This window comes from Streptomyces sp. NPDC056883, from assembly GCF_042788835.1.
In the GTDB taxonomy this organism is placed as follows: Bacteria; Actinomycetota; Actinomycetes; order Streptomycetales; family Streptomycetaceae; genus Streptomyces; species Streptomyces stoeckheimensis.
Genome location: NZ_JBHUBS010000001.1, coordinates 919,935 through 945,493 on the forward strand (window position 1 = coordinate 919,935; position 25,559 = coordinate 945,493).

Annotated in this window: 22 protein-coding genes; 10 read left to right on the forward strand and 12 right to left on the reverse strand. The window is 74.3% G+C overall.

The genetic code is table 11. From position 1 onward, the window contains the following. Positions 1-99 precede the first annotated feature (99 nt). The 7 genes from ACFRU2_RS04335 to ACFRU2_RS04365 form a co-directional block, all read right to left on the reverse strand. Positions 100-291 carry a hypothetical protein gene (locus ACFRU2_RS04335; RefSeq protein WP_382967394.1) on the reverse strand — a complete coding sequence of 64 codons (192 nt, stop codon included), beginning with the start codon at positions 289-291 and terminating at the stop codon, positions 100-102. Beyond that, positions 288-1,799 carry an aKG-HExxH-type peptide beta-hydroxylase gene (locus tag ACFRU2_RS04340; protein WP_382967396.1) on the reverse strand — a complete coding sequence of 504 codons (1,512 nt, stop codon included), beginning with the start codon at positions 1,797-1,799 and terminating at the stop codon, positions 288-290. The genes ACFRU2_RS04335 and ACFRU2_RS04340 overlap by 4 nt, the downstream gene beginning before the upstream one ends. Before the next feature lie 76 nt (positions 1,800-1,875). Next, positions 1,876-2,850, reverse strand: coding sequence for a hypothetical protein (locus ACFRU2_RS04345; protein ID WP_382967398.1), 975 nt, complete (start codon positions 2,848-2,850; stop codon positions 1,876-1,878). A 262-nt stretch (positions 2,851-3,112) separates the two neighbouring features. Continuing rightward, a complete protein-coding gene (locus ACFRU2_RS04350; RefSeq protein ID WP_382967400.1) occupies positions 3,113-3,979 on the reverse strand; it encodes an ABC transporter permease in 867 nt (288 codons plus the stop codon). Then, positions 3,976-5,052, reverse strand: a complete 1,077-nt coding sequence (locus ACFRU2_RS04355; protein ID WP_382967402.1) for an ATP-binding cassette domain-containing protein — start codon at positions 5,050-5,052, stop codon at positions 3,976-3,978. Before ACFRU2_RS04355 ends, ACFRU2_RS04350 begins: the two co-directional genes overlap by 4 nt. A gap of 104 nt (positions 5,053-5,156) precedes the next feature. Beyond that, the gene (locus tag ACFRU2_RS04360; RefSeq protein WP_382967404.1) at positions 5,157-5,333 is read right to left on the reverse strand and encodes a hypothetical protein; all 177 of its coding nucleotides are present in this window, start codon (positions 5,331-5,333) and stop codon (positions 5,157-5,159) included. Between the two features lie 46 nt (positions 5,334-5,379). Continuing rightward, positions 5,380-5,562, reverse strand: coding sequence for a hypothetical protein (locus tag ACFRU2_RS04365; RefSeq protein ID WP_382967406.1), 183 nt, complete (start codon positions 5,560-5,562; stop codon positions 5,380-5,382). Between the two features lie 392 nt (positions 5,563-5,954). Here ACFRU2_RS04365 and ACFRU2_RS04370 point away from each other — a divergent pair, with 392 nt between their 5' ends. From ACFRU2_RS04370 to ACFRU2_RS04385, 4 genes are all read left to right on the forward strand, one after another. After that, a complete protein-coding gene (locus ACFRU2_RS04370; RefSeq protein WP_382967408.1) occupies positions 5,955-6,839 on the forward strand; it encodes a DUF692 family multinuclear iron-containing protein in 885 nt (294 codons plus the stop codon). Next, on the forward strand, positions 6,836-7,627 hold the full coding sequence (locus tag ACFRU2_RS04375; RefSeq protein ID WP_382967410.1) for a hypothetical protein: 792 nt from the start codon (positions 6,836-6,838) through the stop codon (positions 7,625-7,627). The genes ACFRU2_RS04370 and ACFRU2_RS04375 overlap by 4 nt, the downstream gene beginning before the upstream one ends. Positions 7,628-8,081: 454 nt before the next feature. Further along, positions 8,082-10,319: an FUSC family protein gene (locus tag ACFRU2_RS04380; RefSeq protein ID WP_382967412.1), complete on the forward strand. Its 2,238-nt coding sequence runs from the start codon at positions 8,082-8,084 to the stop codon at positions 10,317-10,319. Then, positions 10,316-10,579 (forward strand): hypothetical protein, encoded by a 264-nt coding sequence (locus tag ACFRU2_RS04385; RefSeq protein WP_382967414.1) that lies wholly within the window; start codon positions 10,316-10,318, stop codon positions 10,577-10,579. The genes ACFRU2_RS04380 and ACFRU2_RS04385 overlap by 4 nt, the downstream gene beginning before the upstream one ends. Positions 10,580-10,597: 18 nt before the next feature. Here the strand turns inward: ACFRU2_RS04385 and ACFRU2_RS04390 are convergent, their stop codons facing one another. Continuing rightward, entirely contained in the window at positions 10,598-11,896 is a 1,299-nt protein-coding gene (locus ACFRU2_RS04390; RefSeq protein ID WP_382967416.1) for a bifunctional 3,4-dihydroxy-2-butanone-4-phosphate synthase/GTP cyclohydrolase II, read from the reverse strand. A gap of 327 nt (positions 11,897-12,223) precedes the next feature. Between ACFRU2_RS04390 and ACFRU2_RS04395 the strand changes: the two genes are divergently transcribed. Continuing rightward, positions 12,224-13,699 carry a multicopper oxidase family protein gene (locus ACFRU2_RS04395; protein WP_382967418.1) on the forward strand — a complete coding sequence of 492 codons (1,476 nt, stop codon included), beginning with the start codon at positions 12,224-12,226 and terminating at the stop codon, positions 13,697-13,699. Positions 13,700-13,907: 208 nt separating this feature from the next. Beyond that, complete coding sequence (locus tag ACFRU2_RS04400; RefSeq protein ID WP_382967420.1) at positions 13,908-14,951, forward strand: FUSC family protein; 1,044 nt, start codon at positions 13,908-13,910, stop codon at positions 14,949-14,951. Between the two features lie 282 nt (positions 14,952-15,233). Here ACFRU2_RS04400 and ACFRU2_RS04405 read toward each other — a convergent pair whose 3' ends face one another. From ACFRU2_RS04405 to ACFRU2_RS04415, 3 genes are all read right to left on the reverse strand, one after another. Then, positions 15,234-15,398, reverse strand: coding sequence for a hypothetical protein (locus ACFRU2_RS04405; RefSeq protein WP_382967856.1), 165 nt, complete (start codon positions 15,396-15,398; stop codon positions 15,234-15,236). A 317-nt stretch (positions 15,399-15,715) separates the two neighbouring features. After that, entirely contained in the window at positions 15,716-17,185 is a 1,470-nt protein-coding gene (locus ACFRU2_RS04410) for a TfuA-like protein (RefSeq protein ID WP_382967422.1), read from the reverse strand. A 1-nt stretch (position 17,186) separates the two neighbouring features. Then, the gene (locus tag ACFRU2_RS04415) at positions 17,187-18,365 is read right to left on the reverse strand and encodes a YcaO-like family protein (protein WP_382967424.1); all 1,179 of its coding nucleotides are present in this window, start codon (positions 18,363-18,365) and stop codon (positions 17,187-17,189) included. 387 nt (positions 18,366-18,752) lie between these two features. On the opposite strand from ACFRU2_RS04415, the gene ACFRU2_RS04420 reads away from it, so the two are divergent. Continuing rightward, positions 18,753-20,174 (forward strand): MFS transporter, encoded by a 1,422-nt coding sequence (locus tag ACFRU2_RS04420; protein WP_382967426.1) that lies wholly within the window; start codon positions 18,753-18,755, stop codon positions 20,172-20,174. A 35-nt stretch (positions 20,175-20,209) separates the two neighbouring features. Here the strand turns inward: ACFRU2_RS04420 and ACFRU2_RS04425 are convergent, their stop codons facing one another. After that, entirely contained in the window at positions 20,210-21,439 is a 1,230-nt protein-coding gene (locus ACFRU2_RS04425; protein WP_382967428.1) for a PucR family transcriptional regulator, read from the reverse strand. 160 nt (positions 21,440-21,599) lie between these two features. Between ACFRU2_RS04425 and ACFRU2_RS04430 the strand changes: the two genes are divergently transcribed. From ACFRU2_RS04430 to ACFRU2_RS04440, 3 genes are all read left to right on the forward strand, one after another. Further along, positions 21,600-23,021, forward strand: a complete 1,422-nt coding sequence (locus tag ACFRU2_RS04430) for an alkyl sulfatase dimerization domain-containing protein (protein ID WP_382967430.1) — start codon at positions 21,600-21,602, stop codon at positions 23,019-23,021. Next, the gene (locus ACFRU2_RS04435; RefSeq protein ID WP_382967432.1) at positions 23,018-24,337 is read left to right on the forward strand and encodes an MFS transporter; all 1,320 of its coding nucleotides are present in this window, start codon (positions 23,018-23,020) and stop codon (positions 24,335-24,337) included. The genes ACFRU2_RS04430 and ACFRU2_RS04435 overlap by 4 nt, the downstream gene beginning before the upstream one ends. Before the next feature lie 301 nt (positions 24,338-24,638). Next, on the forward strand, positions 24,639-25,556 hold the full coding sequence (locus ACFRU2_RS04440) for an oxidoreductase (RefSeq protein WP_382967434.1): 918 nt from the start codon (positions 24,639-24,641) through the stop codon (positions 25,554-25,556). Positions 25,557-25,559: the final 3 nt, after the last annotated feature.

Genomic DNA, 25,559 nt, shown 5'->3' on the forward strand with positions numbered 1-25,559 from the left:
TGGGTCTTGGGGAAAGGGGTTTCTGGGAAAAACCGGAGTTCCCCGTGTTCTTTGGAACCCCCGGCCCCCCTCCCCTTTGCCCCAGAAATGAGGAATCGTTCAGTGGCGGCAGCCGGTGCAGTGGACGGCCGCCACCGTACGGACGCGGCTCGTGCCGAGCCCCATGGGCACGGTCCGCTCCTGCCGGACGATCCGCAGGTGGTCCCCGCACACGGCGGCCCCGCACGAACGGCACACGCCCTCGGCGGGGTGGGTGTGGCCGGCTTCGGTACGACAGGTCAGACAGTTCATCGCAGTGCCCCTTCCGGGATCGCTTCCCCGTGCTCGGCCGCCCGGCCGTGGACGGCGTCGACCAGACCGACCTGCTGGAGGACGGCGAGAGCTGCGGCAGGCCCGTCCGGGTCGCCGGGGAGGGCCCGGTGGTACTCCCGTTCCAGCCCGGCCAGGTCCCGGCCGTCGCAGAGGGAGTAGACCAGCCAGGCGCGGGAGTTGAGCCAGTGCATCCGGTTCGTGCCCGGCGCGGCCGCCAGCAGCATGCCCTGTTCCGCGAGCGGGAGCACCGTCACAGGCAGGCACTGCCGGTATCCGGCGGCGTCGGGGGCGTCGGGGGCGGACTCCCGCGCGGTCGGCGCGGCCGGCGGCGTCGCAGCCGACGGGCCGGCGGCCGGGTGCCGTGCCGCACCCGGGAGAAGTGGTTCCAGGGCGTCCAGCATCCAGGTGACCAGGGCGCGTCCGTCGGGGGTCAGCGCGTCGGCGTGGGCCTCCAGCGCCTGGTGCGCCAGGTAGCGGGTGCGTTCCTCGCTGGAGGTGTACGTGCCGTCGGCGGCGGCCGCGCTGCCGGGCGTCACCATGCCGACGGAATCCGGCGCGGGCGGCTCGCCGTAGCGGCGGCGCAGGTCGGCCGGGGCGTCGGCGGCGGCCGCGAAGAACAGCACCATGTGACCGTAGACGTGCAGCGAGCTGTACACACGGCGGAGGTTCCAGTCGACCACCCGCCAGGGCGGGACGCCGGTCATCCGGCCGATGTCGCCGACCAGCGCACCGGTGCGCATGATGTCGAACATCTTCAGGTGCAGCGATTCGTGGAAGAGCAGCTCGGCCACCTTCCACGGGTCGCTCAGCGCCTGCGGGGAGAGGAACAGCGCGGACGGCAGCCGGTCGCCGCAGGCGAACGAGTGCACACTGCCGTCCTCGTCCTCGCCTTCGGCGAAGCCGACGAGCGAGACGTGGCGCAACGCCCCGGCTCCGCTGTGCGGGAGCAGCTCGGCCAGCAGCCGGGCGCCCCGCGCCAGCGCCGTCAGGGTCTCGGCGCCGGGCACCACCCTGCGGTCCGCGCCCATCTCGGCGAACACGTCGTCGCGGCGTCGCCCGAGGGCCGTCAGCAGGGGATGGGCCTCTTCGGGGAGGGTGGAGGTCCACGTCCAGGCCGGCCCGAGGTCGGCCCAGGGCTGGTGGTGCGGATCCATGAGCGCCTCGCACGGCCCCAACCCACCTTCCCCCACGGCAGACTGACGCAACATCAGGGCCAACGTGCTGGGATCCTCCGGTCGTACGGAGAGCAGGTTGAGGTCGCGTTCGAAGGCGTTGCGGAGCACCGGGTCGAAGAGCACACGGCGCAGGGCCTCGTCAGGGAGCCGCTCGACGCGGCGGAACTCGGCCGCGTGGGAAGGGTGGTGGCGGCCGAGGAGCCGAAGACCGACGCGGAACCGGGCGGTGTTGCGGTCCGCGATGGCATCGGCGGAGCCGAACCGGGGGTCGGTGCCGAGGAGCCGGTCGATGTCGGTGTAGGTGCGCTGCATGCGATTCACCTCGCAGGGTGGGGGAGAGAGGGTGGGAAGGGCCGCGGGGCGGGCCGGGCGGCCCGCCCCGGGCGTTTCACCGGGCTACGGCGGCCGGGGCCACGAGCGGCGGGATCCAGTCGCGCTCCTCGGCGAGGTCGGCGCTCACTTCGGGGGCCGAGTGAGCGGGCATGAGCAGACGGGGCGGTTCCACGTGCGAGGTGGGCATGGGACGTCCTTCCGTAGGGCGGCGCGGTTCGCCGCCGTACCACCACGCTAGGGACGGGCCGCCGCCCGTCCGGTCATCCGATCGGCGGGCGGGCAGGACGATACGGCCGCCTTCACCCCCACTGTCGTCCCGCGGGTCGTCCGTGCGTACGACGCGCCGACGAGCGGCGGGGCCCGAGCGGGCGTTCGGCTCGACGTGGAGGGCCAGGCGGAGGCCGCTGGCGAGGACCCACAGGACCAGCGGCCAGATCGCGATCCGCTCGAAGCCCCCCTGGAAGGCGTGCGCGTGCACACCGGTGCCGAAACAGACGCCTGCCCCCAGGCCGAGGCAGCCGATCGTCCGGCCGCACCGCCCCCACCAGCGCGGCAGGGCCCCGGTGCCCGACAGCAGCGGGGCCAGTACGGCCACGGTGAGGTTCCCGCACAGAAGCGCGGCGAAAGCCCCCGCGAAGTGGGGCACCGGTCTGACGTCGTAGGGGTTGGCCGCAACCAGCACCGTGCCGACGGCGGCCGACATCACCAGGGCGACGGCCAGCGAGCGGCGGCGTCCCGGGCGCAGCAGGGGGCGGACGAGCAGCACTCCGGCGCCCAGGCCGACCCCGGCCAGGGCCCAGGACAGGTTCACCGCCGTGGACAGCGGCGAGCACACCCACCGCCCCTTCAGGGCCCCGCAGTCCGCGGCGCCGAGCGTCGAGACCATGTCCCGGGCCAGGTCCAGGGAGTGCAGCCGCACGGCGGCCACCGCACTGACCACCGCGGTCTGGACGGCCGAGGCAAGCCATACGAGACCACCGATGCGGGCGGCCGTGTGATGCCGGGTCGTCACCGGCGGCAAGGTCGTCATGGACACCACGCTCCGGCCGCGCCCGCTCCGACCGCGAGACGCGTACGGTCCTTGCTCGGGAGGCCCGGATTCATCCGCTGCCGGTCGGATCGGACGACAGGGCCGCGCCTTCGGACCGTTCGCCCCGGTGCCGTGGACCCGGTCCGCGTTCCCGTCGACCCCGCCCGCGGCGCATCCGGAAGCCCCGCACCGACCCGCCCGCGCGACAGCGCCCCGGCCTGCCCGGCCGGGGCGCTGTCTCGGGACGACGCAGAGCCTCCCGTCAGCCGCGGCGGAACGCCCGGGAGGCGGCCCACAGCATGCAGGTGCCGGCCGCGAGGACCAGCAGGAGTTCCAGCCAGACCGGCACCAGGTAGCCGCCCCACGTCACCCCGGGGGCGGAGGCCGTCGCACCGACCGCGCCGAGGACCGCGCGGCGGATCGGGTCCACCGCGTAGGTGAGCGGGTCGAAGCGGGTGGCGACGGCCAGCCAGCCCGGCAGCCGGGACAGCGGGAACAGGGCCCCGGAGAGGAAGAACAGCGGCTGCACGACCATCTGGGTCAGTGCCATGAAGGACTGCACCGAACGCATCCTGGCCGCCACCAGCACCCCGAAGCACGAGAAGGTGAACGCCAGCAGGCTCATGTACGCGAACAGGGTGAGCATCAGGGGCAGGTCGTACGGGACGCCCACCGCGCCCGCGAGAGCGAGCACGAGCGTGCCCTGGAACAGGCCCGTGGTCATCCCGCCCAGGCATTTGCCCGCCACCACCGCCGTCCGGCTCACCGGAGCGACCAGCATCTCCCTCAGGAAGCCGAACTCCCGGTCCCACACGATCGACGAGGCGGACCCGATGGAGGCGAAGACCACCGGCATCGCGAGCGCGCCCGCGTACACGAAGGTCTGGTACGGAACCCCGTACGCGGAGCGGGTCAGCGAGCCCAGGCCGCCGCCCAGCGCGAACAGGAACAGCAGCGGCTGGAGCAGCGCGGTGGCCACCCGGACCGGTTCGGCCATCAGCCGCAGCAGGTCCCGGTGCCACACCACGCACACGGCCCGCAGCTGGGCCGGCGCTCCCGTGACGGGAGGGCGGGTGAACGCGGCCGGGGGAGAGGCCGCCGGCAGCGCCCGCAGCCCGGCGGCGCTCACCGCGCTCCCCTCCTGCGCGCCCATTCGGCCCGCTCGGTGAGGCCGGGCCCGTCCTCGTCGGCCGCGGCTCCACCGGGACGGGAGGTCCAGGAGAGGAACACGTCGTCCAGCGTCGGCCGGGACACCTCCATGGACCGGACCGGCACGCCCAGCCCGCAGGCCAGCCGCGGGAGGAACGCCGCCCCGTCCGGTACCCGGACGAGGACCGTGCCGCGACCGCCGGGGCCCTCGGCGTGCCCGGACAGCCCGAAGCGGGTGCGCAGGGCCGTCACCGCGGTGACCGGGTCCGGGGTGGTGAACCGGACCACGTCGGCTCCGGTACGGGCCTTCAGTTCGGCCGGGGTGCCCAGGGCCACGACGACCCCCCGGTCCATGATGGCGATCCGGTCGCAGACCTCCGCCTCGTCGAGGTAGTGCGTGGTCATGAAGACGGTGACTCCCTCGGTCCGCCGCAGTTCGCGGATGCAGTCCCACAGGTGACGGCGCGTCTGCGGGTCGAGCCCGACGGTGGGTTCGTCGAGGAACAGCACCCGGGGCGCGTGCAGCAGACCGCGCGCGATCTCCACGCGCCGCCGCATGCCGCCCGACAGCTCCTTCACCTTGCTGCGGCGCCGCTCCGTCAGTCCCACCAGGTCCAGGACGTGGTCGACGCGAGGGGTGACGGCGGAGCGCGGCATCCCGTACATCCGGGCGTGGAACCGGAGGTTGCGCTCCACGCTCAGCTGCGTGTCCAGGGTGGATTCCTGGAAGACCAGGCCGATCTGGCACCGGGTCGCGTCCCGTTCGCGTACGACGTCCCGCCCGGCCACGGTCGCGGTCCCGCCGGTCGGTTCCACGAGGGTGCACAGCATCCCGATGGTCGTCGACTTCCCGGCCCCGTTCGGGCCGAGGAAGCCGTATATCTCCCCGGGCCGAACGCTCAGGTCCACGCCGCGCACGGCCTCGACGTCGCCGTAGGTCTTGCGCAGGCCGCGAGCCTCGACGGCGTAGGGAGGGGGCGGATCCTGTGGACCCGGCGGTGCCGGCGAGACGCTGCTCGGCGCCGGGCGCGGGGGCGAGGGGGCTGTGGTCACGGTGGGCTCCTCGGGACGGTCGGTCGCGTGTCGGCCGGAGACGGGCACGGAGAACGGGAGGCCGGGGCCTGGTGGGGCCCGGCCTCCCGCGTTCCATCAGCCCTTCAGCGCCGGACCAGGCTGCTGCAGGACGGCGGGGGCGGCGGCGGACCGGCGCAGGAGATGCAGCGCATCATCGGGTCGGCGTGCCGGCGGGTGGCCCAGGGCACCGCGGCGAAGCCCAGTTCGGCGGCGGGTCCGGAGGCGGGCGCCGGGACGGGTGCGGGGGAGATGAGGGACATCGTGTTGCTCCTGTCGTGGGTGGTGTCGTGTTCCGGGGGATGGAGGTCAGCTGTGGGACCGGACCGGGCGCTCGGTACGACGGGTCCGCGCGCCGCTGTCCGCGGTGACCTGCAGGCAGTCGACACACGACTGCTGGCACGCGGCTGCGGGGCCCTCGACCGCAGCCGGCAGCTGCTCGAATCCGAACGAGCGCGCCGTGCGGGTGGGGGTCGTGACGGTGGTGTTCATGAAAACTCCCGATCGTGTGAGGCAGGCCCGGATTCCGGGACGCTGCGGCTCGTCCTGCTCGGTGGTGCACGGCGGGCGCCGTCGGCGGTGTCCGTGCGGGGTCGGAGCGCGGCGCGGGGGTGGTGCGCCGTCCAGCGACAGCCACCACGTTAGGAACCCGGCGGGGCAGGAGCTGTCCTGCGATCGGACCTCCGGCAGGACGAACCCCCCCGCCCCCCACGCCGTGCCCTCGCCCCGTCCCCGCACGGCCGCGGTCGATGCGGCTGCCTCCCCCGCATCGACCGATCGCAGGACGGTTGCGGGCCGGACTGATCCCTAGCCTCGGTGACGACCACAGCGGGAACGCCGCGACGAACGCCGTCCGACCCGCGACCGCCGTCGGAGGAGACAGCATGTCCGCTTACCTGCCGCACCTCGGTTCCGGGCTCGGATACCGCAGGCAACTGGCCGACGGGATCACCGCGTCGGGCTTCGGCATCGACTGGCTGGAAGTCATCACCGAGCACTACCTGTTCGCACCCCCGGACACCCGCGAGGCCCTGCGCGAGCTCCGCCGCGGCCACCCGCTGGTCCCGCACGGCCTGGAACTCTCCCTGGGCTCACCCGAACCCCCCGACCCGCGCTACGTGGAGGAGCTCGCCGGACTCGTCGAGGAGATCGGTGCCCCCTGGTTCAGCGACCACCTGTGCTTCACCCGGGCCGACGCCATCTCCGTGGGGACGCTGGCACCCCTGCCGCGCAGCAGTGCCGTCGCCCAGCTCGTCGCCCGGCGCGCCCAGCGGGTCCAGGACGAGGTGGGCGTCCCGCTGATCCTGGAGAACATCACCTACCACATCGACCTGCCGAACCCCCTGACGGAGGCCCAGTTCATCGCCGAGGTGATGGAGCACTGCGAGTGCGGACTGCTGCTGGACCTCACCAACCTCGACATCAACTCCCGCAACCACCACTACGACGTCGGCGATTTCCTCGACACGATCCCGGTCGAACGCGTCGTCCAGGTGCACCTCGCCGGCGGCACCGAGGAGGCCGACGGCACGGCCCGGGACACCCACAGCGCCCCCGTACCCGAACGCGTGTGGGAGCTGCTGGCCGAACTGACCGCGCGCACCGAGATCAAGGCCACGCTGCTGGAACGGGACCAGGACTTCCCCGAGGACTTCTCCGAGATCACCGCCGAGGTCGCCCGCGCCCGGGAAACCGCCGGATGGGGCGCCGGGTCGGGCGTGCCGGGAGCACCGGTCGCCCTTCCCGGACGGGGGAGGGCGGAGCGATGACCGTGATGGACGCGCTCGCCGCGCTGCTCGCCGGCCCCCTGCTGACCGCCGCCGAACTCCGTGACGATCCCGAGGCGGTACGCGCCCGCTTCGGCTTGAGCGAGCAGGAGCTGGCCCTCCTCACCGGCGTCCCCGACGAGGTGTACGGCAGGGTGTCCCGCGACGTCGCCGCCAAACACCGTCTGGTCGTCGCCCAAGCGATGCCGGACACCGTGAATGAGGTGACGGCACGACACGGAGCCGTCCTGGAGGACTACTTGACCGGAACGGTGCGGCTGCCACACCCGGACGACCCGGTCGGAGCGGAGCGGGCGGCGGAGGCCTTCCTGGAACACGCCGCCCCCCGACTCCCCTCAGCACTCGCCGAGTTCGGCCGGTTCGAGCTGGACCGCTTTCGGCTGCGCCGCGACGAGATCGCGTCCGAGGCCGCCCGCTACTGGCACAAGACCGGGGTCCGGCAGCGGCGCGAGCGCGGCGGCGGCTGGATGGACCGGGACGTCGTCGTCGTACCGGCGACCGTCCTCGTCCTCTCGTACGCCCACGACGTGACCGCTCCCGACGCTCCCGCGGACATCCCGGACGGCCCGGTCAGCGTGGCCCTGCAACGGGTGTGGCGGGAACCCGTGCGCGCGTTCCGGCTCGACCCCGGCACGCGGGACCTGCTCGCGCTGTGCGACGGCACCCGCACGGCGCGGCGGGCGGCCGCCGAAGCGGGCGCCCCGCAGACCCAGGCGAGCGCACTGCTGCTCTCCCTGGCCAGGGCGGGGCTCATCGTCCCGCGCGGCTGACCGGTGACCCGGCGCGCCGGAGCAACCGGTGACCGCAGGGCTGAAGGCTCCCGGGGGAGGGGACCGGGAGGCCGCCCTCCGGGGGGTCGAACGGATGAACGGGGTCGTCCCCTCGTCCGTCCGTTCGGAGGGTCACAGGGCCCGGAGGCGTCCGTAGTGTCGAAGGCGTGCACACGGCAGGACCAACAGAAGAGCAGGACCAACAAAAGAGCAGGGACAGCAGGACAGCGTCCGGAACGTCCGCGACATGGGGAGCATGCGCGGCTGTGACGGCAACCGCTCACCGGGCATGCGGACCGGCGGTGATCAAACCGTGAGTAGACCCCCACAGCACATTTCGGAACGCACCTGCGCTCAGAGGCCGGCCACCCGCCGGCCTTTTCCCTGTGTCCGGGGGTCCCTTTGCCCGGGCGTTCCGCGCGCTCCCGCCGCACGGACGGGGTTCACTGGGGAGGTGGATCCCGACACGGACGGAGGCACGCTCCCGCCGCTGCGCGGGGCGCTGCGCGCCGTCCGGGACGTACTGGACGCCACCGACCCGGGGCTGGTGCGGTTGGTCGGGGCCGCCCACACCGTCGGCGCGATCTGCCTGACCCTCGCCGCCCTGTGGGCCCTCGGCTTCGACACGCCCTTCCTGGTGGCGGCCGGCTCGTCCGCGCTGGTGTGGTCCATGGTGCTGACCGGGCCGAAGGAGGGGGAGCAGGCCGTCACCCACGCGCTCGGGCTGCCCGCAGCGCTGCTGGCGGCCACGGCGGCCGTGCTGCTCGCGCCGTACCCGGTCTGGTCCGGTGCCGTCTTCGTGGTGCTGCTGTTCGTGACGGTGTACGTCCGCCGCTACGGGCCCCGGGGCACCGCCCTGGGCATGAACGCCTTCCAGATGTACTTCGTGATGCAGTTCGTGCGGCTGCCGGACGAACAGCTGCCCCGCCTGTGGGCGGCGCTGCTGGTGGCCTTCGCGTGCGGGGCCGTGGTGCGGTTCGTCCTGCTGCGGACTTCGCCCGCCCGGTCCTTCGCACGGTTGCGCAGGTCCGTGCGGGCCTGTCTCGCGGACGTGGCCGAGGCGCTGGCGGCGCTCGCGGACCCCGGCGACCGGCCGGGCCGGATCACGACGCTGCGGCGTCGGCTGCGCAGGCTGCACACGTGCGCGCTGATGCTCCAGGACAGCGTCGAAGCGTGCGCCGCCCCGGCGGTCGCCGCGCGGGTGCGGACCAGGATGACCGAGACGGACGTACGGGCCGAACGGCTCGCGGTGATGCTGCTGCGGACCGGCGGGGCCTCCGGGGACTCGGCCGCGCAGGACTTCGCCCACCGGCTGCACCTGCGCGGCGCCGACGGGCACACCGGAGGCGCTCCGGCGGCAGGGACGGACCTGGAGGCCCGGTTGAGAGCCCTCCCGGGGGTCTTGGCCCGGGGCGGGCCTCCCCGCCCGGAGGCCGATCCCGCACAGCAGATGTCCGCCGCCCCCGGCCCGCTCCCGCAGCCAGACGTGCCCGGCCCGGTCACCGCGGAGGCGGACGCCGTAGCCGTTGCCGATCAGGCCCTGACGGACTTCGAGCAGGCTGCGGCCGGGCTCCGTGAGGCGTTCCGGTGGTCGCCCGGAACCCGGCCCGCCCCGGCGGCGCAGACCTCCGAGCCCCCACGCTCGGAGCCGGAGGCGCAGAGCCACGGGGTGGAGCGTCCGACGACGCGGGCGGCCGTCCAGGTGGCCTGCGGCGCCGCCGTCGCGACCGTCGGCGGGCAGCTCATCTCCTCCGACCATGCGTACTGGGCGGTGCTCGCCTGCTGGATGGTCTTCTTCAACACCGCCTCCACCGGAGAGATCGCGCTCAAGGGTTCCCGCAGGGTGGCCGGGACCCTGGCAGGGGCGCTCGTCGGGCTGTTCGTCGCCTCCGCCCTCGCCGGACACCCCTGGGCGGCCTTCGCCCTCACCCTCCTCTGCGTCTTCGGCATGGCCTACACGGCCGCCCTGTCCTACACCGCGGCCACCTTCTTCATCACCCTGATGATCGCCCTGCTCTCGGACCTGCTGGGCACCTACACGGACGACCTGCTGCTGATCCGAATCGGAGAGACGGTGTTCGGGGTGCTGTGCGGGGTGGCGGCCGCCGTCCTGGTCCTGCCGCGGGCGACCGGGCGGCGTACCGACGCCCTGCTCGCCGACGCCCTGCGCGCGCTCGCCGACGCGGTCACCGCGACGGTCCGCCGGCTGACCTCCCCGGCGCCTGTGGACCCCCCGGACGCGCTGGTGCGCGCCGCGCACACCGCCGACCTGCGCGTGGAGGAACTGACCCGGTCGCTCACTCCGCTGGTACACCCCGCCGCACCCCACCGGGCCCGCCGCCGGACCTCCCTCTATGTGCTGGGGCTGCTGGAGACCTGCGCCTACCACGTACGGGTCCTCGCGGTGGAGGCCGGCCGCGGCGCACCCGGCGGCTGGTCGGCCTCGCCCGCCCGGCCGCTGCTGGAGGAACGGGCACGGACGGTGGTGGTCCGGCTGGAGGCGCTGGCCGCCGGGCACGCGGACGGCCCGGAGCCCGCCCCCACGGCCGGTGCGCCTGCGCAGGGCCCGGTGGCCCCAGGCCCGGACGAGACTCGCATGCTGATGCACTTGCGCCGGATGGAGGACGACGTACGAGCCATGGCCGGGGCCCTGCCACGGCCGGGAGCCGAGCTCCGAAGGGGGTCGGCGTGAACGGATACGCGGCCGTCTACGAGGTGGTGGCGCAGCCGCCGCGCCGCCCGGCCGGCCCGACCGCAGGGGACCGCATCGGCACCGTCCACGCCGCGGAGACCGACGACAGCGGGCTCCGCGCGGGCCCGCTCACCCTGTGCGGGCGCAGCACCGTCGACATGCCGGCCGCCCCCGGCGACCGGCCCGGTGCGGCCGGCGAGGCCTGGTGGCCGCGCATCAGCGGGGTCCGGATCTGCGCGGCCTGCGACCGCGAGACCTGACGCCCGTCGGGACGGGCCTCAGGCGGGGTGGCCGCTGCCGTCGGCCAGCCAGGGCAGGCGGTGTCCCATGCGGTCGCGCTTGGTCACGAGGTAGCGGATGTTGTCGGCGCCGGCCGGCGCCGGCAGCGGCTCCACGCCCGTGACCAGCAACCCCAGCGAGGCCAGCGCCCGCGCCTTGTCCGGGTTGTTGGACAGCAGTCGGCAGGAACGCACGCCCAGGTCACCGAGGATGCGGGCGGCCGCCGTCCAGTCCCGCGCGTCGGCGGGCAGGCCGAGTTCCAGATTGGCGTCGACGGTGTCCCGCCCGGTCTCCTGGAGGGCGTAGGCGCGCAGCTTCTGCACCAGGCCGATGCCCCGCCCCTCGTGGTCGGCCAGGTAGACCACCACGCCGCGGCCGCCCGCCGCGACGCGCCGCAGGGCCTCGTGCAGCTGGGGTCCGCAGTCGCAGCGCAGGGAGGCGAAGACGTCCCCGGTCAGACAGCCGGAGTGGAGGCGTACGGGGACGTCGGTGCCGTCGGGCACGCGGCCGTCGGCATCGAGCCCGCCCGCGATGAGGGCCACGTACTCGGAGTCAGTCGCCGCGTCCCGGTAGCCGACCGCGGTGAAGGTCCCGTACGGAGTGGGCAGGCACACGGTGGCGGCGCGCTCGACGCGGGAGGCGACGTTCCGCAGGTGCCGGATCAGGTCGGCGATGGAGATGATCGCCAGCCCGTGTTTCCGGGCGAAGCCGAGCAGCCGCGGCAACCGGGCCATGGAGCCGTCGTCGTCGACGATCTCCGCGATCACGCCGACGGGCGGCAGCCCGGCGAGCCGGGTCAGGTCCACGGCGGCCTCGGTGTGCCCGGGGCGGGCCAGGACCCCGCCTGCGGCCGCGCGCAGCGGGAAGACGTGGCCGGGCCGGGTCAGGTCGGAGGGGCCGGTGCGGGGGTCCGCGAGCAGGCGCGCGGTCCGGGCCCGGTCGGCCGCCGAGATGCCGGTCGTGATACCCGCGCGGGCGTCGGCGGAAACGGCGTACGCGGTGCCCTTGGGGTCCTCGTTGACGGCGGCCATCGGCGGCAGCCGCAGGGCGTCGAGGGCCGCCGCGGTCATGGGGGTGCAGATCACCCCGGAGGTGTGCCGGACGGTGAAGGCCATCAGCTCGGGGGTGGCGTGGACCGCGGCGAACACCAGGTCGCCCTCGTTCTCGCGGTCTTCGTCGTCGACCACGACCACGGGGCGGCCGGCGGCGATCTCCGCGACGGCCCGTTCGACGGTGTCGAGCACGGGCCCGTCGCCGTAGGAGGGAGTGTCCGTGCCGCGGTCGGGGTGGCTGTTCATGGGAGGTGGCCTTCCGGGTGGCGGGTGGCGGGGTGCCGCCGGTTCCACGAGTAGCCCACGGGCGGAGCGCCGGACCTGTCATCCGATCGGAGGGGAGAAAGGCGGAATGGCTCCGGCGCCGGAATGACCCCGGCACCGCAATGGCCTCGCTGCCGGAATGAAAGTCGTACGACCGTCTCGCATTCTCCCGAGGGTGCGACAGTCCGTTCCGACAACTCTTTCCGCAGCGCGGGTCGTTGGAAGGCTTTTCCGACCGTGCGCGGCATGATGGCGCGGAATCGGCCCCGGTGGCTGTGTTCTTCCTCTTTATTCTCTCGGAGTGTCCGGATGATCAGATATCCCTTCGGCAGGTGGACCGCGGTCGGGTCCCTCCTGGCGGCCCTGGCCTTCGCCTCCGGCTGCGGTACGGCCCTGCCGGACCGCGGCCAGGCGGCCCCGTCCGCCGCCACGTCGGCGCCGGTCAGCCCGTCGCCCGCCATCACCGGCGCGGCCACCGAGGACCTGCGGGACCCCGCCGAGGTGGTCAGCACGAACGGCCTGCTCAAGACGCGGATCGTGGTCGAGCGCAAGAAGGTCCGGCTGGCGGGCAAGGACGTCTGGGCGCTGACGTACAACGGTCTCTACATGCCGCCGACCCTGCGCCTGAAGCCCGGCGACCGCATGGAGATCGCCTTCGAGAACAGGCTTCCGGAAAAGGTCACCAATGTCACGAATCTCCACGTCCACGGCATGCACGTCTCGCCGGGCGGGAATTCGGACAACATCTTCCTCGCCATCGATCCGGGAAAGACCTTCGATTTCAAGTACCAGTTCCTGAAGTCGCTCGAGCCGGGCACCTATTGGTACCACCCGCACCCGCACACCCAGTCCGCCGCGCAGACGGCGGGCGGTATGGCGGGCCTCATCGTCGTCGACGGCCTCGACCGGTACATGCCGGAGCCGCTGCGCGGGATCACCGAGCACTCCATCGCCCTGAAGGACTTCCAGCTCGTCGGCGATCAGATCAAGACCACCGACCTGAAGATGGGCGCACCGACGACCCGTACCGTCAACGGACAGCTGAACCCGCGCATCCGCATCAAGCCGGGCGAGACACAGCTGTGGCGGATCGCCAACATCGGCGCCAACATCTTCTACAAGGTCGCGCTGCCCGGCACCACGTTCCACGTCGTGGCGCAGGACGGCTACCCGGTGAACAAGGTCTTCCCGCTCGACTCGATCGTCATTCCGGCCGGCGCCCGCTACGACGTCCTCGTCCAGGGCGGCCAGGCCGGCACCAAGGAGCTGATCACCCAGCCCTACAACTCGGGCAAGGCCGGCAACCAGTTCCCGCAGGCGACCCTCGCGACCGTCGAGACCTCCGGCCCGCCGGTGGAGCAGGCGGCCCTGCCGACGGCCTTCGCCCCCGTGGACGACCTGGGGAAGGAGCCGATCGCCGGGCGCAAGACGGTCGTGTTCACGGAGAACAAGGCCGGCACGCTGTTCTACGTCAACGGCAAGCAGTTCGACCACAACCGGATCGATTTCAGGGTCAAGCTGAACACGGTCGAGGAATGGACGATCCGCAACGACAGCGACGAGGTCCACTCGTACCACGTGCACACGAACGACTTCCAGGTCATGAGCGTCAACGGGAAGCCCGACGTGAACTACGGCTTCCAGGACACCGTGGACGTCCCCGCACGCGGCAAGATCGTGATCCGGTCGCGCTTCGTCGACTTCCCGGGCAAGACCGTGCTGCACTGCCACATCCTCAACCACGAGGACGCCGGCATGATGGCGACGGTGCAGATCGACCCGTGACGACGGCGGAGTGACTCCCGCACGGTGACCCCGCCGCGCGGGCCGGTCCCGGCCCGCGCGGCATCCGGCGAACGGCGCCGGAGCGCCGTCACGGCGCACCGGTCGCCGGCCTTCCTCCGGCGGATCGACCGAAGGCATGACCCGCGACCGCGCGGACCACTGGTGTGCTGGCCGACGACCGTCCCGTACGACGTCGGAGGACGCCACCATGGACAGCCCCGGCACCCGGCCCGGCCCCAGCTCTCGCAGCAGCGGGAGCGGGAGCGCCGCGATCCCGCCCGCCGCCCGCGCCGCCCTCGCCCTGGCGGTTCCGCTCGCCGCGGGTCTGGCCGCGCACCGGCCCGACTACGGTGCCGTCGCCTCCCTGGGAGCCCTGTTCGGCGTCCTGGCCGCCACCGCACCCGACCGCCGGACCCGGCTGCGCACCGTCACCGCCTGCCTGCTGCTCGGCGGGACCGGAGCCGCCCTCGGCGGGCTCGTCCAGGGCCACGGATGGGTCGCTTGCGCGGCCCTGACCGGCCTGGCCCTCGTGTCCGGGATGCTCTCGTCCCTGAGCCGCACCGCCTCGCTCGGCGGGCTGATGCTCCTGCTGAACGCGGTCCTGGCGGCCGGGCCGCCCGCATCGGGCCCCCGGTGGGTCCCACCGCTGCTCATCGCGGGCGGCGGCCTGCTGGTCCTGGTCCTCTGCGCCCCGGCCGGCGTCCGCACAGGCCGGCCGCCCGAGCGGCCTCCCGTGTCCGCGGCCCGCCCGGGGCCCCGTAGGGGTCCGCGCGCGTTCTGCTCTTCGGCCGCCCCCTGGAACTACGGCCTCCGTCTCGCTCTCTGCGTGGGGCTGGCGCAGGCCCTGATCGTCCTGATGCCCTTCGAGCGGGCCTACTGGGTGCCGGTCACCGTGGTGTTCGTCCTCAAACCGGACCTCGGCCCGGTGGTGTCCCGCGCCCTGCTGCGGGCCGCCGGCACCGCCGCGGGCCTCCTGGCGGCCGTCGCCGTGTTCGCCGGCGTACCGCGCGGCTGGTGGGACGTGCCCGTCCTCGTCCTGCTCGGCGCCCTGATGCCGGCCTTGTCCGGGCGCGGATACGGAGCCCAGACCGCGGCCGTCACCCCGATCGTCCTCCTGCTGTCCGACATGGCCAACCTGGAGGGTGCGGAACTCGTCGGCCAGCTGATGTGGGACAGCCTGATCGGCTGCGCTGTGGTCCTCGTGGCCGGGCACGCCCTGTGGCCCCGTGCGGGGCGCTTCGAGCGGGCATGAAAAAGCTCCCGGTGCCGGCGGGGGCCGGTACCGGGAGCCGGAGGCGGTGAGCCCCCTTGGTCCGCTACTCCGACAACGTTTGGGCGCTGACGGCACCGAACTCGGCGGCGAGGGCGAGGGCGAGCTCCTGGATGACGGTCATGTCCGGCCTTTCGTCAGGTTCACGGACGGGGTGTCCGTGCTCGATGCCGCAAGTCCACCAGCCGGAGCCGGGTCGCGCTGTCGTCCTTACGGACCACGAGGGGGACGACACGCGCCCACCCCGCCAGGCACCCCGAAGGCTCAGCGCGCCATCCCCAGCAGGTGCCGGATCCGGCCGGGCGCGAGGTACATCGCCAGGCCCGCCGCCCAGGCCAGCGCGCCCTCCACGGCCACCACGGGGCTCGTACCCGGATCGACGCCCGCCGGGATCAGTGCCCAGCGCACGGTGATGTGCCCGGACAGCACCAGCGCCCCGTGGCCCAGTGCCGTGACGCCCAGCCACAGCGAGAACCTGCGGACGACGGAGGCGAGTTCGCCGGGTGCCGATCACGAACGGTGCCGGCCCGGCGCCGAGGTTGATGTCCATGGAGAAGACGGTGAAGCCACCGTCGCGCCGCGGATCGTCGGACCTCTCGTAGAGGTGGCCGACCAGCGTGGAGAGAAGCTGAACCGCTCCCACATCTCGGTGAGGAACAGCGTGGCCGGTCCCCGGGGGTGCCCGAAGAAGGCCCCGGGCGCAGGGGCCGCGGAGGCTGCTCGACGCCGCGCGGCCTTCCCGGCGCTCATGCGGGGGCTCCTTCCCTCCGCGCAGCGTCGCGGCCGTCATCGGCGAGGAGGGGCAAGTGGGCGCGTACGGTGCGGACGAAGTCGGCGAGGCCCAGGAAACCGTGTGCGCGGAGCGCCGGCAGCAGCTCCGCCGAGCCGGTGACCTTCCAAGCGCCGAGCAGGCGGGCGCAATGGGCCTGCGTCCACTGCCGTTCGGCCGCCGAATCCGCCGGGCCGCCGTTCGTGCCGCACCGGATCAGGGTCGCGGCGGTCTCGGCGAAGGCGGGGTGGTCGCGCAGTACGGCGACGGCGGACGTGGCCCAGTCCAGTCGGGAGGTGGTCCGCCATAGCCGCGTCGCCAGCAGGGGGCCTGCCTGCCGCCAGGGCAGTTTGCGTTCGCCGGGGCGCAGCAGCTCCGCGTACGACCGCGCCGCCGCCGGGTCGGCCGGCAGCCGCAGATCCGCCAGGTGCATGGTCAGCGCGGCCGAGAGGGCGGGCCAGCCCGCCCCGGCCGTCGGCGCCGGGGCGGCGTCGGTACGGGGGAGCGCGGCCAGGATCTCGGCGGCGGCGATGTCGCGCAGCGCGTCCGGGAAGCCGTCCCAGGTCAGGGCCAACGCCTCCAGGACCTGCTCGCTGCCCACCGGAGTGTCGGCCCGGGCAGGGAACCCCTGCGGCAGCGGGGTGCTGCGCCAGGAGCGCAGGAACACCGTCTCGGCCAGGGGGGTCGGTGCCCCGAGGTAGGTGAGCCGGCCGCGCGCCGCGGTCTCCCCGGCTCCTGCGGTCCCGGCTCGCGGCGCCTCGGTGAGCGCCAGCCGGCGCAGGGCGGTGACGGCGTCGCGGCGTTTGATGCGGGGGCCGCTGCGGGAGTACCGGGCGCGGAAGGCCCGCAGCTCGTCCGCGTCGGCTCCGCGGGCGCGGGCGGCGGTGAGGACGGTGGCGCTGTCGCGGGCGGTGAAGGGCAGCTCCGCGGCGGTGTCGACGATGAGCGCGGCGCACTCGGGCCCGATGACACCGGTGCGCAGGGCGTGGCCGACGGCGTGGCGGAGGTCGACCAGGGCCCAGCTCAGGGCCCGGTGGCCGTCCTCGGGGCCGGCGTGGAGCAGAGCGACTTCGTCGTCGCCGGTGACCTCCTGGTCGCGGTAGGCGCGGAAGACGCTGCCGATGCCGGTCATGCCGAAGGACGCCAGTTCGGCGGCGCGCAGGGCCCCCATGCTGGCGGCTCCGTACACCTCGACGCCGCCGTCGAGGAGCGCGAGGAGTTCCTTGTGGCGGACGGCTCGGGAGTGCAGGAAGAGCCCGTCGATGATCAGGAGGCGGTCGCCGGACCGCAGCCCCCAGCGCAGGACCTGGTCCGCGGCCACGGGCGGGCGGACCTCCGCGGCGGGGAGGTGGGAGCGGACCTCGTCGGGCGTGAGGGTGGGCCCGGCGGTGACGACGGTGCGGCAGCGGCTGGCGGCGCGGGCGTGGGTGCCGGTCGGGGCCGTCACGTCAGCTGCCCGCCTTGTGCGCGCGGAGGGTGCCGGGTACGACGATCCGGACGACCGGCACCGGGGAGCCCGCCGGGGTCAGGTCCACGCGCAGGACGCGGTGCCCGGTGGCGGCGAGACGGCCCAGCAGTTCCTCCAGGTCCGCGTCGAGGTCGCGGCCGGAGGGCTCGGGGGGCGGCGGGGCGTGGTGGCGCGCGATCAAGGAGTCGCTGTCCGGAGCGTCGGGGGCGGGCGGCTCGGCGGCCTCGGGGGCGTACGTGATGAACGGCAGGTCGTCGCGGGCTCCGGCGACGGCGGTGAGCCGGGACTGCACCGCCTCGGTGACGGCCCGGGACAGGGCGACGTCGGCGTCGTGGTGGGTGCCGGAGCCGGAGAACCACGAGGGCACGCTCGGGGACCACAGCCGCGCCTCGAAGGTCGGCAGTCCCCAGGGGCCGGTACGGTCCACGGCCTGCACCACTGCGCCCGCCGCGGCGCAGTGGCGCAGCACGGTGGCGGCGGCGCCGTGGCGGCCGGGGCGCAGCGGGGTGGCGTCGGCCCAGGAGCCGCCCGCGGTGAGGGCGAGTGCCAGGTCGTGGCGCTCGACGACCTCCTGGAGGGCGTGCAGGGTGGCTTCGGTGAGGGTGTTGCCGCCGGCGATGCCGTTGCTCGTGACGGCGGCGAAGGTGCCGGGGGACCAGTGCGGCCGTACACGCAGGTCGGTGCGGACGGCGTCCACCGGGAGCCAGGTCGCCCGGCCGCCGGTGAGGTCCTCGGCCGGGCACCAGACGAGCGGGGTACCGGGCAGCGGCGTGCGGTCGGCGGAGGGGGCGAGGAGGTACGGGTCGTAGGTGAGGGCGTCGGCGAGGTCGGCGACGGACGCGGTGACCGCGTCGGGCCGGGGCTGTTCGGAGACGTAGGACTCGTAGGCCTCCATGGCCGCCGATACGCGGGCCAGGCGGTGGGTGAATCCCTTGCCCTGTGCGACGGACAGGTTGGCGGCGTTCGGCCGTACCGCCTGCCAGACCGGCAGGCCGATGTCGTCGAGCTTCGTCACGTCGGCCACCCGCGTGATCCCGGCCCGCGGGAAGAGCGGCTCCAGGCGGCGCCAGGTCTCTTCGGCCGCGACCGCCCGATGGGTGCCGAGACGCTCGACGGTCAGTGCGTGGTGCGGCGCCGGACGCGTGGTGGTGGCGGTCATGGGACGGCCGTCCTTCGAATCGTCGTCGGGGGATGCTGCGAAACCGTGAAACACCGGCTCGTCACGACGATAGGAACGGTGCGGTGGCGGCCGTGTCGTCCGTTCGGTCCGTCCCGGAGGCCACCGGTCGGCTGTGGGACTCCCGGGTACGGGTCCCGGACGCGATGCGGACCGACCTGCTCCTCCTCCCCACCGACCGTTGGGAGGAACCGGGGGAGCGGTCGCCGCGCCTAGCGTCGAGGAGGCCCACCGGACGGAGCCCGCCCGCCCTGACCGTGCCCGCGCACACCGCGCGGCACGTACGGCGGGAGGCGCACCGGGTGGACCGCGCCGCGTTCGCGGCTGACGCCGCGGCATCCCCACGCCACGCCCAGGAGCGTACGTGCCATGTCCCCCTCCCCGCGCAGCACCGCCCTGCCCAGCACGGCCCTGTCCCGCACCGCCCTGTCCCGCACGGCCCTGTCCCGCATCGTCCTCCGGCGCGCCGTACGCCCGCTGCGCGCGGCCGGCCGAAAGGACGGTCCGCTCGCCTCCAGGGCCTTCCGGCTCTTCCTGCTCTCCCAGTCCGTCGCGGGCACCGGCACCTGGGTGCAGCGCACCGCGCAGGACTGGCTGGTGCTGGAACTCACCGGAAGCGTGGCGGCCGTCGGCCTGGTGGTGACCGTGCAGTGCCTGCCCGCGCTGCTGTTGGGGCTGTGGGGCGGCGCGATCGCCGACCGGTACCGGCCCCGGCGGCTGATGATGCTGTGCAACGGGGTCGCCGCCGCGCTGGCGCTCGCCACGACGGCGCTCGTCGTGACCGGCACCGCCCGCATGTGGACGGTGTGCCTGCTCGCCGGTGCCCTGGGCGTGATGACGGCGGTCGAGGGACCGGCCCGCCAGGCCCTGATCCCGCGACTGGTGGCTCCGGAGCACCGCCGCCGCGCGACCGGTCTGGCCACGGCCAACTTCCAGCTCGCCCGGATCGCCGGGCCCGCCCTCGCCGGTCTCGTCATCGGCTGCCTGGGCACCGGCTGGGCCTTCCTGCTCTGCGCCCTCACCCCCATCGCCTGCGCCACCGGGCTGCTCGCCCTGCGGCACACGGCGGCCCTGGACCGGACCCCCCTCCCGCACGCCGCGGACCGGGTAAGGCCCCGCGGCACGCTCGGGATCCTCGCCGCCCACCCGCGCCTGCGGTGGACGCTGGTGCTGAGCGGGCTCATGGCCCTGTTCGGACTGAACCTTCCGGTCCTCCTGCCGGCCCTGGCCACCGACGGCTTCGGCGCGGCTCCCGAGTCCTTCGGAGTGCTCAGCGCCCTGCTGGCCGTGGGTTCCGTCCTCGGCGCCCTGCTGGCCTCCAGGCTGCGGACCTGCCCGCTGCGCACCCTCGCCGGCTGCGCCCTGGCCGTGGGAGCACTCCAGGCCTGCGCCGCCCTCGTCCCCTCGATGGCCGCCTTCGGGGCACTGCTCGTCCCGGTCGGAATCGCCGCGCTGTGCTTCACCACCACCGCTGCGACAGCCATCCAGATGGGGGTCGGCCCCGCCCTGCAGGGCCGGGTGGCCGGACTGGCGATGCTGGTGACCCTGGGCTCGGCCGCGGCGGGCGCCCCGCTCGTCGGCACGCTCGCCGAAGCCCTCGGGCCGCGCTCCGCCTTCGCCCTCACCGGCGCCGCCTGCGCCGGGATCGCCGTTCTGGCCGTCGTCGCCGTGATCCGCACCCGGACCACCGCCCCCACCGGACCCGTCACGAGCCCCGCCACTACCCCCGGGCGGGTGCGGCCCCGCCACCCCGTCACCACCACCCGGCGGCCCGTCGCCGTCGAAGCCTGAGGAGCGGGACCGTGCAGTTCCCCGACACGGGAGGCTCAGCCGCCGCCGCTGCTGTCACCACCGCCGACCGGACGGCTCGTCTCGCGGAGCAGCTGGGCGGCGAGCGCCAGCGCGGTGCCCCGCGGCGAGGACAGGTCCAGGCCCGTCAGGGCGGTCAGCCGGGCCAGCCGCTTGTCCACGGTGTTCGGATGCACGCCGAGGGCCGTCGCCGTGGCCCGGCGGTCCAGGCTCAGCTCCAGATGGCTGCGCAGGGTGGCCAGCAGTTCAGGACGGTGCCCGACCGGATCCAGCAGCCCGGCGATGCTGTCGCTGCCGGGGCCGGTCCGGGACAGGTGGAACTCCAGCAGGACGTCCTCCAGTCGGTGCACCCGGCCGACCGGGAGACCCCCCGCACGGGCGATCCGTACGATCTCCTCCGTGGTCCGGGCGGCCTCCGGCACCCCGGCCGCGTCCCGCGCGGGCACCGCGGCGACGTACAGAGGCCCCCCGTACCCCTCGGACAAGAGCCCCGCCAGGCCTGGCGGGACCTCCCCGCACCCGGGCAGCACGGCTCGCCCGGCCAGGTCCCCGCCCTCCGGCTCACCGGCCAGGAGTACGGACGCCCCGACGCCCGCCGTCCTGCCGAGGGCGGTGCGCAGCCCCCGCAAGCGCCGCCGGTGCCCGACGGGACCGCCGCCCGGTGCCGCAGGGCCGGTCCCCAGGGCCAGTACGAGGAACGGGCCGTCGAGGTCGATGCCCGCCTGCCGCCCGTCCTCCGGGCCGAGCCCGCCGTCCAGCAGCCGGTGCGCCAGCCGGGTCCCGTCCGCGGCCCGCTCCGAAGCGAGCGCCTCCCGCTCCTCCAGATAGCGTTCCGTCACCAGCCCCACGACCTCGGTCTGGGCGCGCAGCAGCAGATCGACGAGTTCGGCCACGGCCCCGCTCTCGTGCGGCCCGGCCTCCTCCCGGATGACTTGCCACAACCCGTGCACGCCGAGCGCGTACGTGCGGAGCAGCAGGTGCAGCGGAACCCCCTCCTCTGCCCGTCGGGCGGCGCGCTCCTGGAAGAGCCGGTACCCGTCCGGGCCCGCGGGCGGGGAGACCGCACCGCGAAGGAACAGCCGGACCCCGTGCCGGACGGTGGCCGCGATCTCCACGTCCTTGACCTCCGCCGGCAGCTCCGCGTAGCCGGGTATTCCGTCGAAGACCTCCCTGCTCAGCTTCCGGGCCAGGGAGTTGGCGCGTGCTTCGCACCGCAGGGCGAGTGCGCGGGCGTCGTCGGAGACCACGTGCCCTCCAGATGCCGGTGATGTGACGCGTCACCCTAACCGGCGTCACCAGGTGGGATGCGGGACGGTGTCGTGCACGTCCCGCGCCGCCGAGACTCGGCGTGCGAGCGCACGAGCGAAGAGCAGGGAAAGAACAAGGAAAGAACAAGGAGACAGCCCCATGAGCGCACCCCTCGCCCCCGAGCCGCTCTCCGACGGCCCGGTCCCGCCCGACCGTTCCGCGGAGTACCTCGCCTACGCCGACCGCGTCTGGTACGGGACGGCGGACCTGCAGGACCACCTCACGGGCGTCTACTCCGGGGACCGGCTGATCCGGCTGCGCGAAGAGGTCGGCTTCTGCCCGGGGTTCGCCAACTCGGTGGTCTTCGACACCGGCGACGGCCTGGTCCTCGTCGACGCCGGGGACGTCATGTCCGCGGCCCAGCGGCACGCGGCCGTACGGAACTTCTCGACCGACCGCGTGGCCGCGGCGATCCTCACCCACGGCCACGTCGACCACGTCGGCGGACTCGGCCCCTTCGACGCCGAGGAACACCGCCCGGAAGTGCACGCCCACGAGGCCGTGGCTGCCCGCTTCGACCGCTACCGCCGCACCGACGGATACAACTCCTGGATCAACCGGAGGCAGTTCGGCGTCCCGTGGCTCGACTGGCCCACCGAGTACCGCTACCCCGACACCACCTACCGGAGCCGTCGCACCCTGCGGCAGGGGCGCCTCACCTTCGAACTCGTGCACGCCCGGGGCGAGACCGACGACCACACCTACGTCTGGGTGCCCGAGTCCAAGGTGCTGTGCACCGGCGACCTGTTCATCTGGAACACCCCCAACGCGGGCAACCCGCAGAAGGTGCAGCGCTATCCGGAGGAATGGGCCGCCGCCCTGCGGGACATGGCCGACCTCGGGGCCGAACTCCTGCTGCCCGGCCACGGCATCCCCATCGTCGGGGCGGGACGGGTCCGGGAGGCGCTCACGGACACGGCCCTCCTCCTCCAGACCTTGTGCGACCAGACCCGCGACCTCATGAACCGGGGCCTGCGCCTCGACGAGGTCGTCCGCCGGGTACGGGTGCCGGCCGACCTGCTCGCCAAGCCCTACCTGCGGCCCGCGTACGACGAACCCGAATTCGTCGTACGCAACCTGTGGCGCCTGTGGGGAGGCTGGTACGACCAGAACCCCGCCCACCTCAAGCCGGCACCCGAGGCGGACGTGGCGGCCGAGTTCGCCGCCGCCGCAGGCGGAGCAAGGGCTCTCGCGGCCAGGGCCGCCGAACTTCTGGCATCCGGCCGGCTGCGCCTGGCGGCACACCTGGCGGAAACGGCGGCGCTCGCCGCGCCGCGGGACAAGGAGGTCGCCCGGATCCGGGCAGAGGTCTATGCCTGCCGGGCCGGGCACGAGACCTCGACCATGGCCCGCGGCATCTTCGCCTGGGCGGCGGCGGAGTCCTCCGCGGTGGTGGAGGGGACGGACGTGGCGACCGAACTGGCCCGCACCCCACAGGGTGCCGGGCACGTGGCGGGCCGGGTCGGCGTCGGACTCGCGGACGACGCGGCCGACACCGCGGCAGGCGACACCGTACGGTGAGGCCCGCCGCCCAGAAGGGGCGGACGGCCCCCGCCACGCACGCTCCCGGTGCCTGGCCCACGGCACGGCTGCTCCTGCTGTTCATGGTGGTCAACTTCGCGGACAAGGCCGTACTGGGCCTGGCCGGGCCCCGGATCATGGACGATCTCGGCCTGGACAGGAGCCGGTTCGGCTCCGCCCAAGCGGCGTTCTTCGCGCTCTTCTCCCTCTCTGCGATCGGCGTCTCGCTGCTGACCCGCCGCATCCGCACCACCGTCCTGCTGCTGGCCATGGCCCTCGCCTGGTCGGCGGCCCAACTCCCGATGCTGTGGCCCACCGCCGGACTCGGGATGCTGATCGCCACCCGGGTGCTCCTCGGGGCCGCCGAGGGGCCGGCGGCCCCGGTGGCCGCGCACCACCTGTACGGATGGTTCGCGCAGCGGGACCGCACCCTGCCCACGGCCGTGCTGCTCGTCGGCGCGGCGGCCGGAGTTGCCCTGGCCGCACCCGTGTTGACCTGGGTCATAGCCGTGTGGGGGTGGCGGTGGGCCTTCGGGACCGTGGGGCTGGCCGGGCTCGCATGGGCAGTGGTGTGGGCGGTGCGCGGCCGCGAAGGGCCGCTCGCCCCGCCGGTCGGCGGGCCTGCCGACGGGACCGGTCCGGACACGGCGGATCCCGGGCCCCCGCTGCGCCGGATCCTGCTCACTCCGAGCGTGCTCGCGGCGGGTTTCGCCTGCTTCGCCGTCTACTGGCAGATCAGCGCGCAGCTCACCTGGGTCCCCGACTACTTGCACACTGTCCTGGGCTGGTCGGCCGGCGCGACCAGCCTCGCGGTGGCGGCGGGTTCGCTCGCCAACGCGGCCGTGCTGCTGACCCACGGCCTGCTGGCCCGGGCCGCCACCGCACGCGGTGGCCGGCGCCCGGGCAGGCTGCCCGCCGGATCGGGGGCGGGCCTGCTGATGCTGGCGGCGGCCTGCGCGGTCGGCGTGTTCGTCGCCGGTCCGGCGTGGCTGAAGCTGCCGATGATGTGCGGCCCGATGGCACTGTCCGCGGTCATGATGACGGTCGGCCAGACGGCCTGCGCCCGGATCGCACCGGCCCACCGCCGGGGTGCGGCGCTCGGTGTCGTCGTCGGCCTGTCGTCCGTGGGCGGCGTGGTTTCCCCGGTGGTCCTGGGGCGGATCGTCGACGGCGCCCCTGCGGCCGCCGTCGGCTACGAGCGCGCCTGGCTCCTCACGGCAGCCCTCCTCGCGCTCGCCGGCCTGCTCGCCGCCCTGTTCCTGCGCCCCGAACGGGACGCCTACCGCCTCGGGGTTCCCGCCGAGGAGGCCCCCTGAGCGTGCGGGACGCCGAACAGGGAGCGCGGGCGCGGGCCGGGGCGGCCGTCGGCCCCGGCTCCTACCGGCAGGGGGACGCGGCCACGTCGTAAGGCCGGTCACTGCGACGCCCGCCCGACCGGACCGTCGGACCGGACCGTCGGACCGGACCGTCGGACCGGCCGATGGGAGGACACGGCGGACCCGGTGTCCCGCCTACGGTGTGCGTCCCGGCCGGCGCTTCCGTGCGGCACGGACCCCGGGACCGCCGGCCGAACACCGACCCGGCCCTACCGGACCGGGCAGCGGAAGGAGCAGACCGATGACGTGGGACCCGCAGGACGTGCCCGGACAGTACGGCCGGACCGCCGTGATCACCGGGGGCAACGCAGGAATCGGCTACCACGTGGCCGAACAGCTGGCCCGGGCCGGGGCGCACGTCGTCCTCGCCGGGCGCAGCACGGCACGCACCCGCACCGCCCTCGACGCCCTGCGCAGGGCCGTGCCCGGCGCCTCGGCGACGGACGTGCGGCTCGACCTCGCGGATCTGGACTCCGTCCGCCGCGCGGCCGCGGACCTCACGGCGGCCGGACCGGTGGACATCCTGGTCAACAACGCCGGAGTCACCGCCTCCGGGACGCGCGCCGAAACCGCGCAGGGCTTCGAGCTCATGTTCGGCACCAATCACTTGGGGCACTTCGCGCTGACCCTCCTGCTCGCCCCCGCCCTCGGCCCGGACGCCCATGTGGTCTCACTCGGCAGCCTCACCCACACTCGGGCCCGCCTGGACTTCGGCGACCTGCAGAGCCGTACCCACTACCGGTCGATGGCCGTCTACGGCAGGTCCAAACTTGCGGTCCTGCTGTTCGCCGCCGAACTGGACCGGCGGCTGCGCGCGAGCGGCAGCACCGTCCGCAGCGTGGCCGCACACCCGGGCTGGGCCGTCCAGGGCCTGACCCCGGCGAGGCCGCCCCTGTGGGAGCCCGGCCCGCTCACCGCCGTGCGCAGTGCTCCACTGGCTCTGCTCGCCCAGGGCAAGGACCGCGGCGCCTGGCCGGTGGTCCGCGCCGCCACCGATCCGGTGGCAATCGGCGGCCAGTACTTCGGCCCGATCGGACTCGGCGCTCTGAAAGGGACCCCGTCCCTGGCCGCGATGGCCGAGTCCGCCCGCGACCCGGAGGCGGCGGCCCGGCTGTGGACGGCGTCGGAGGAACTCACCGGCGTCCACTGGGCGGGGTGACCG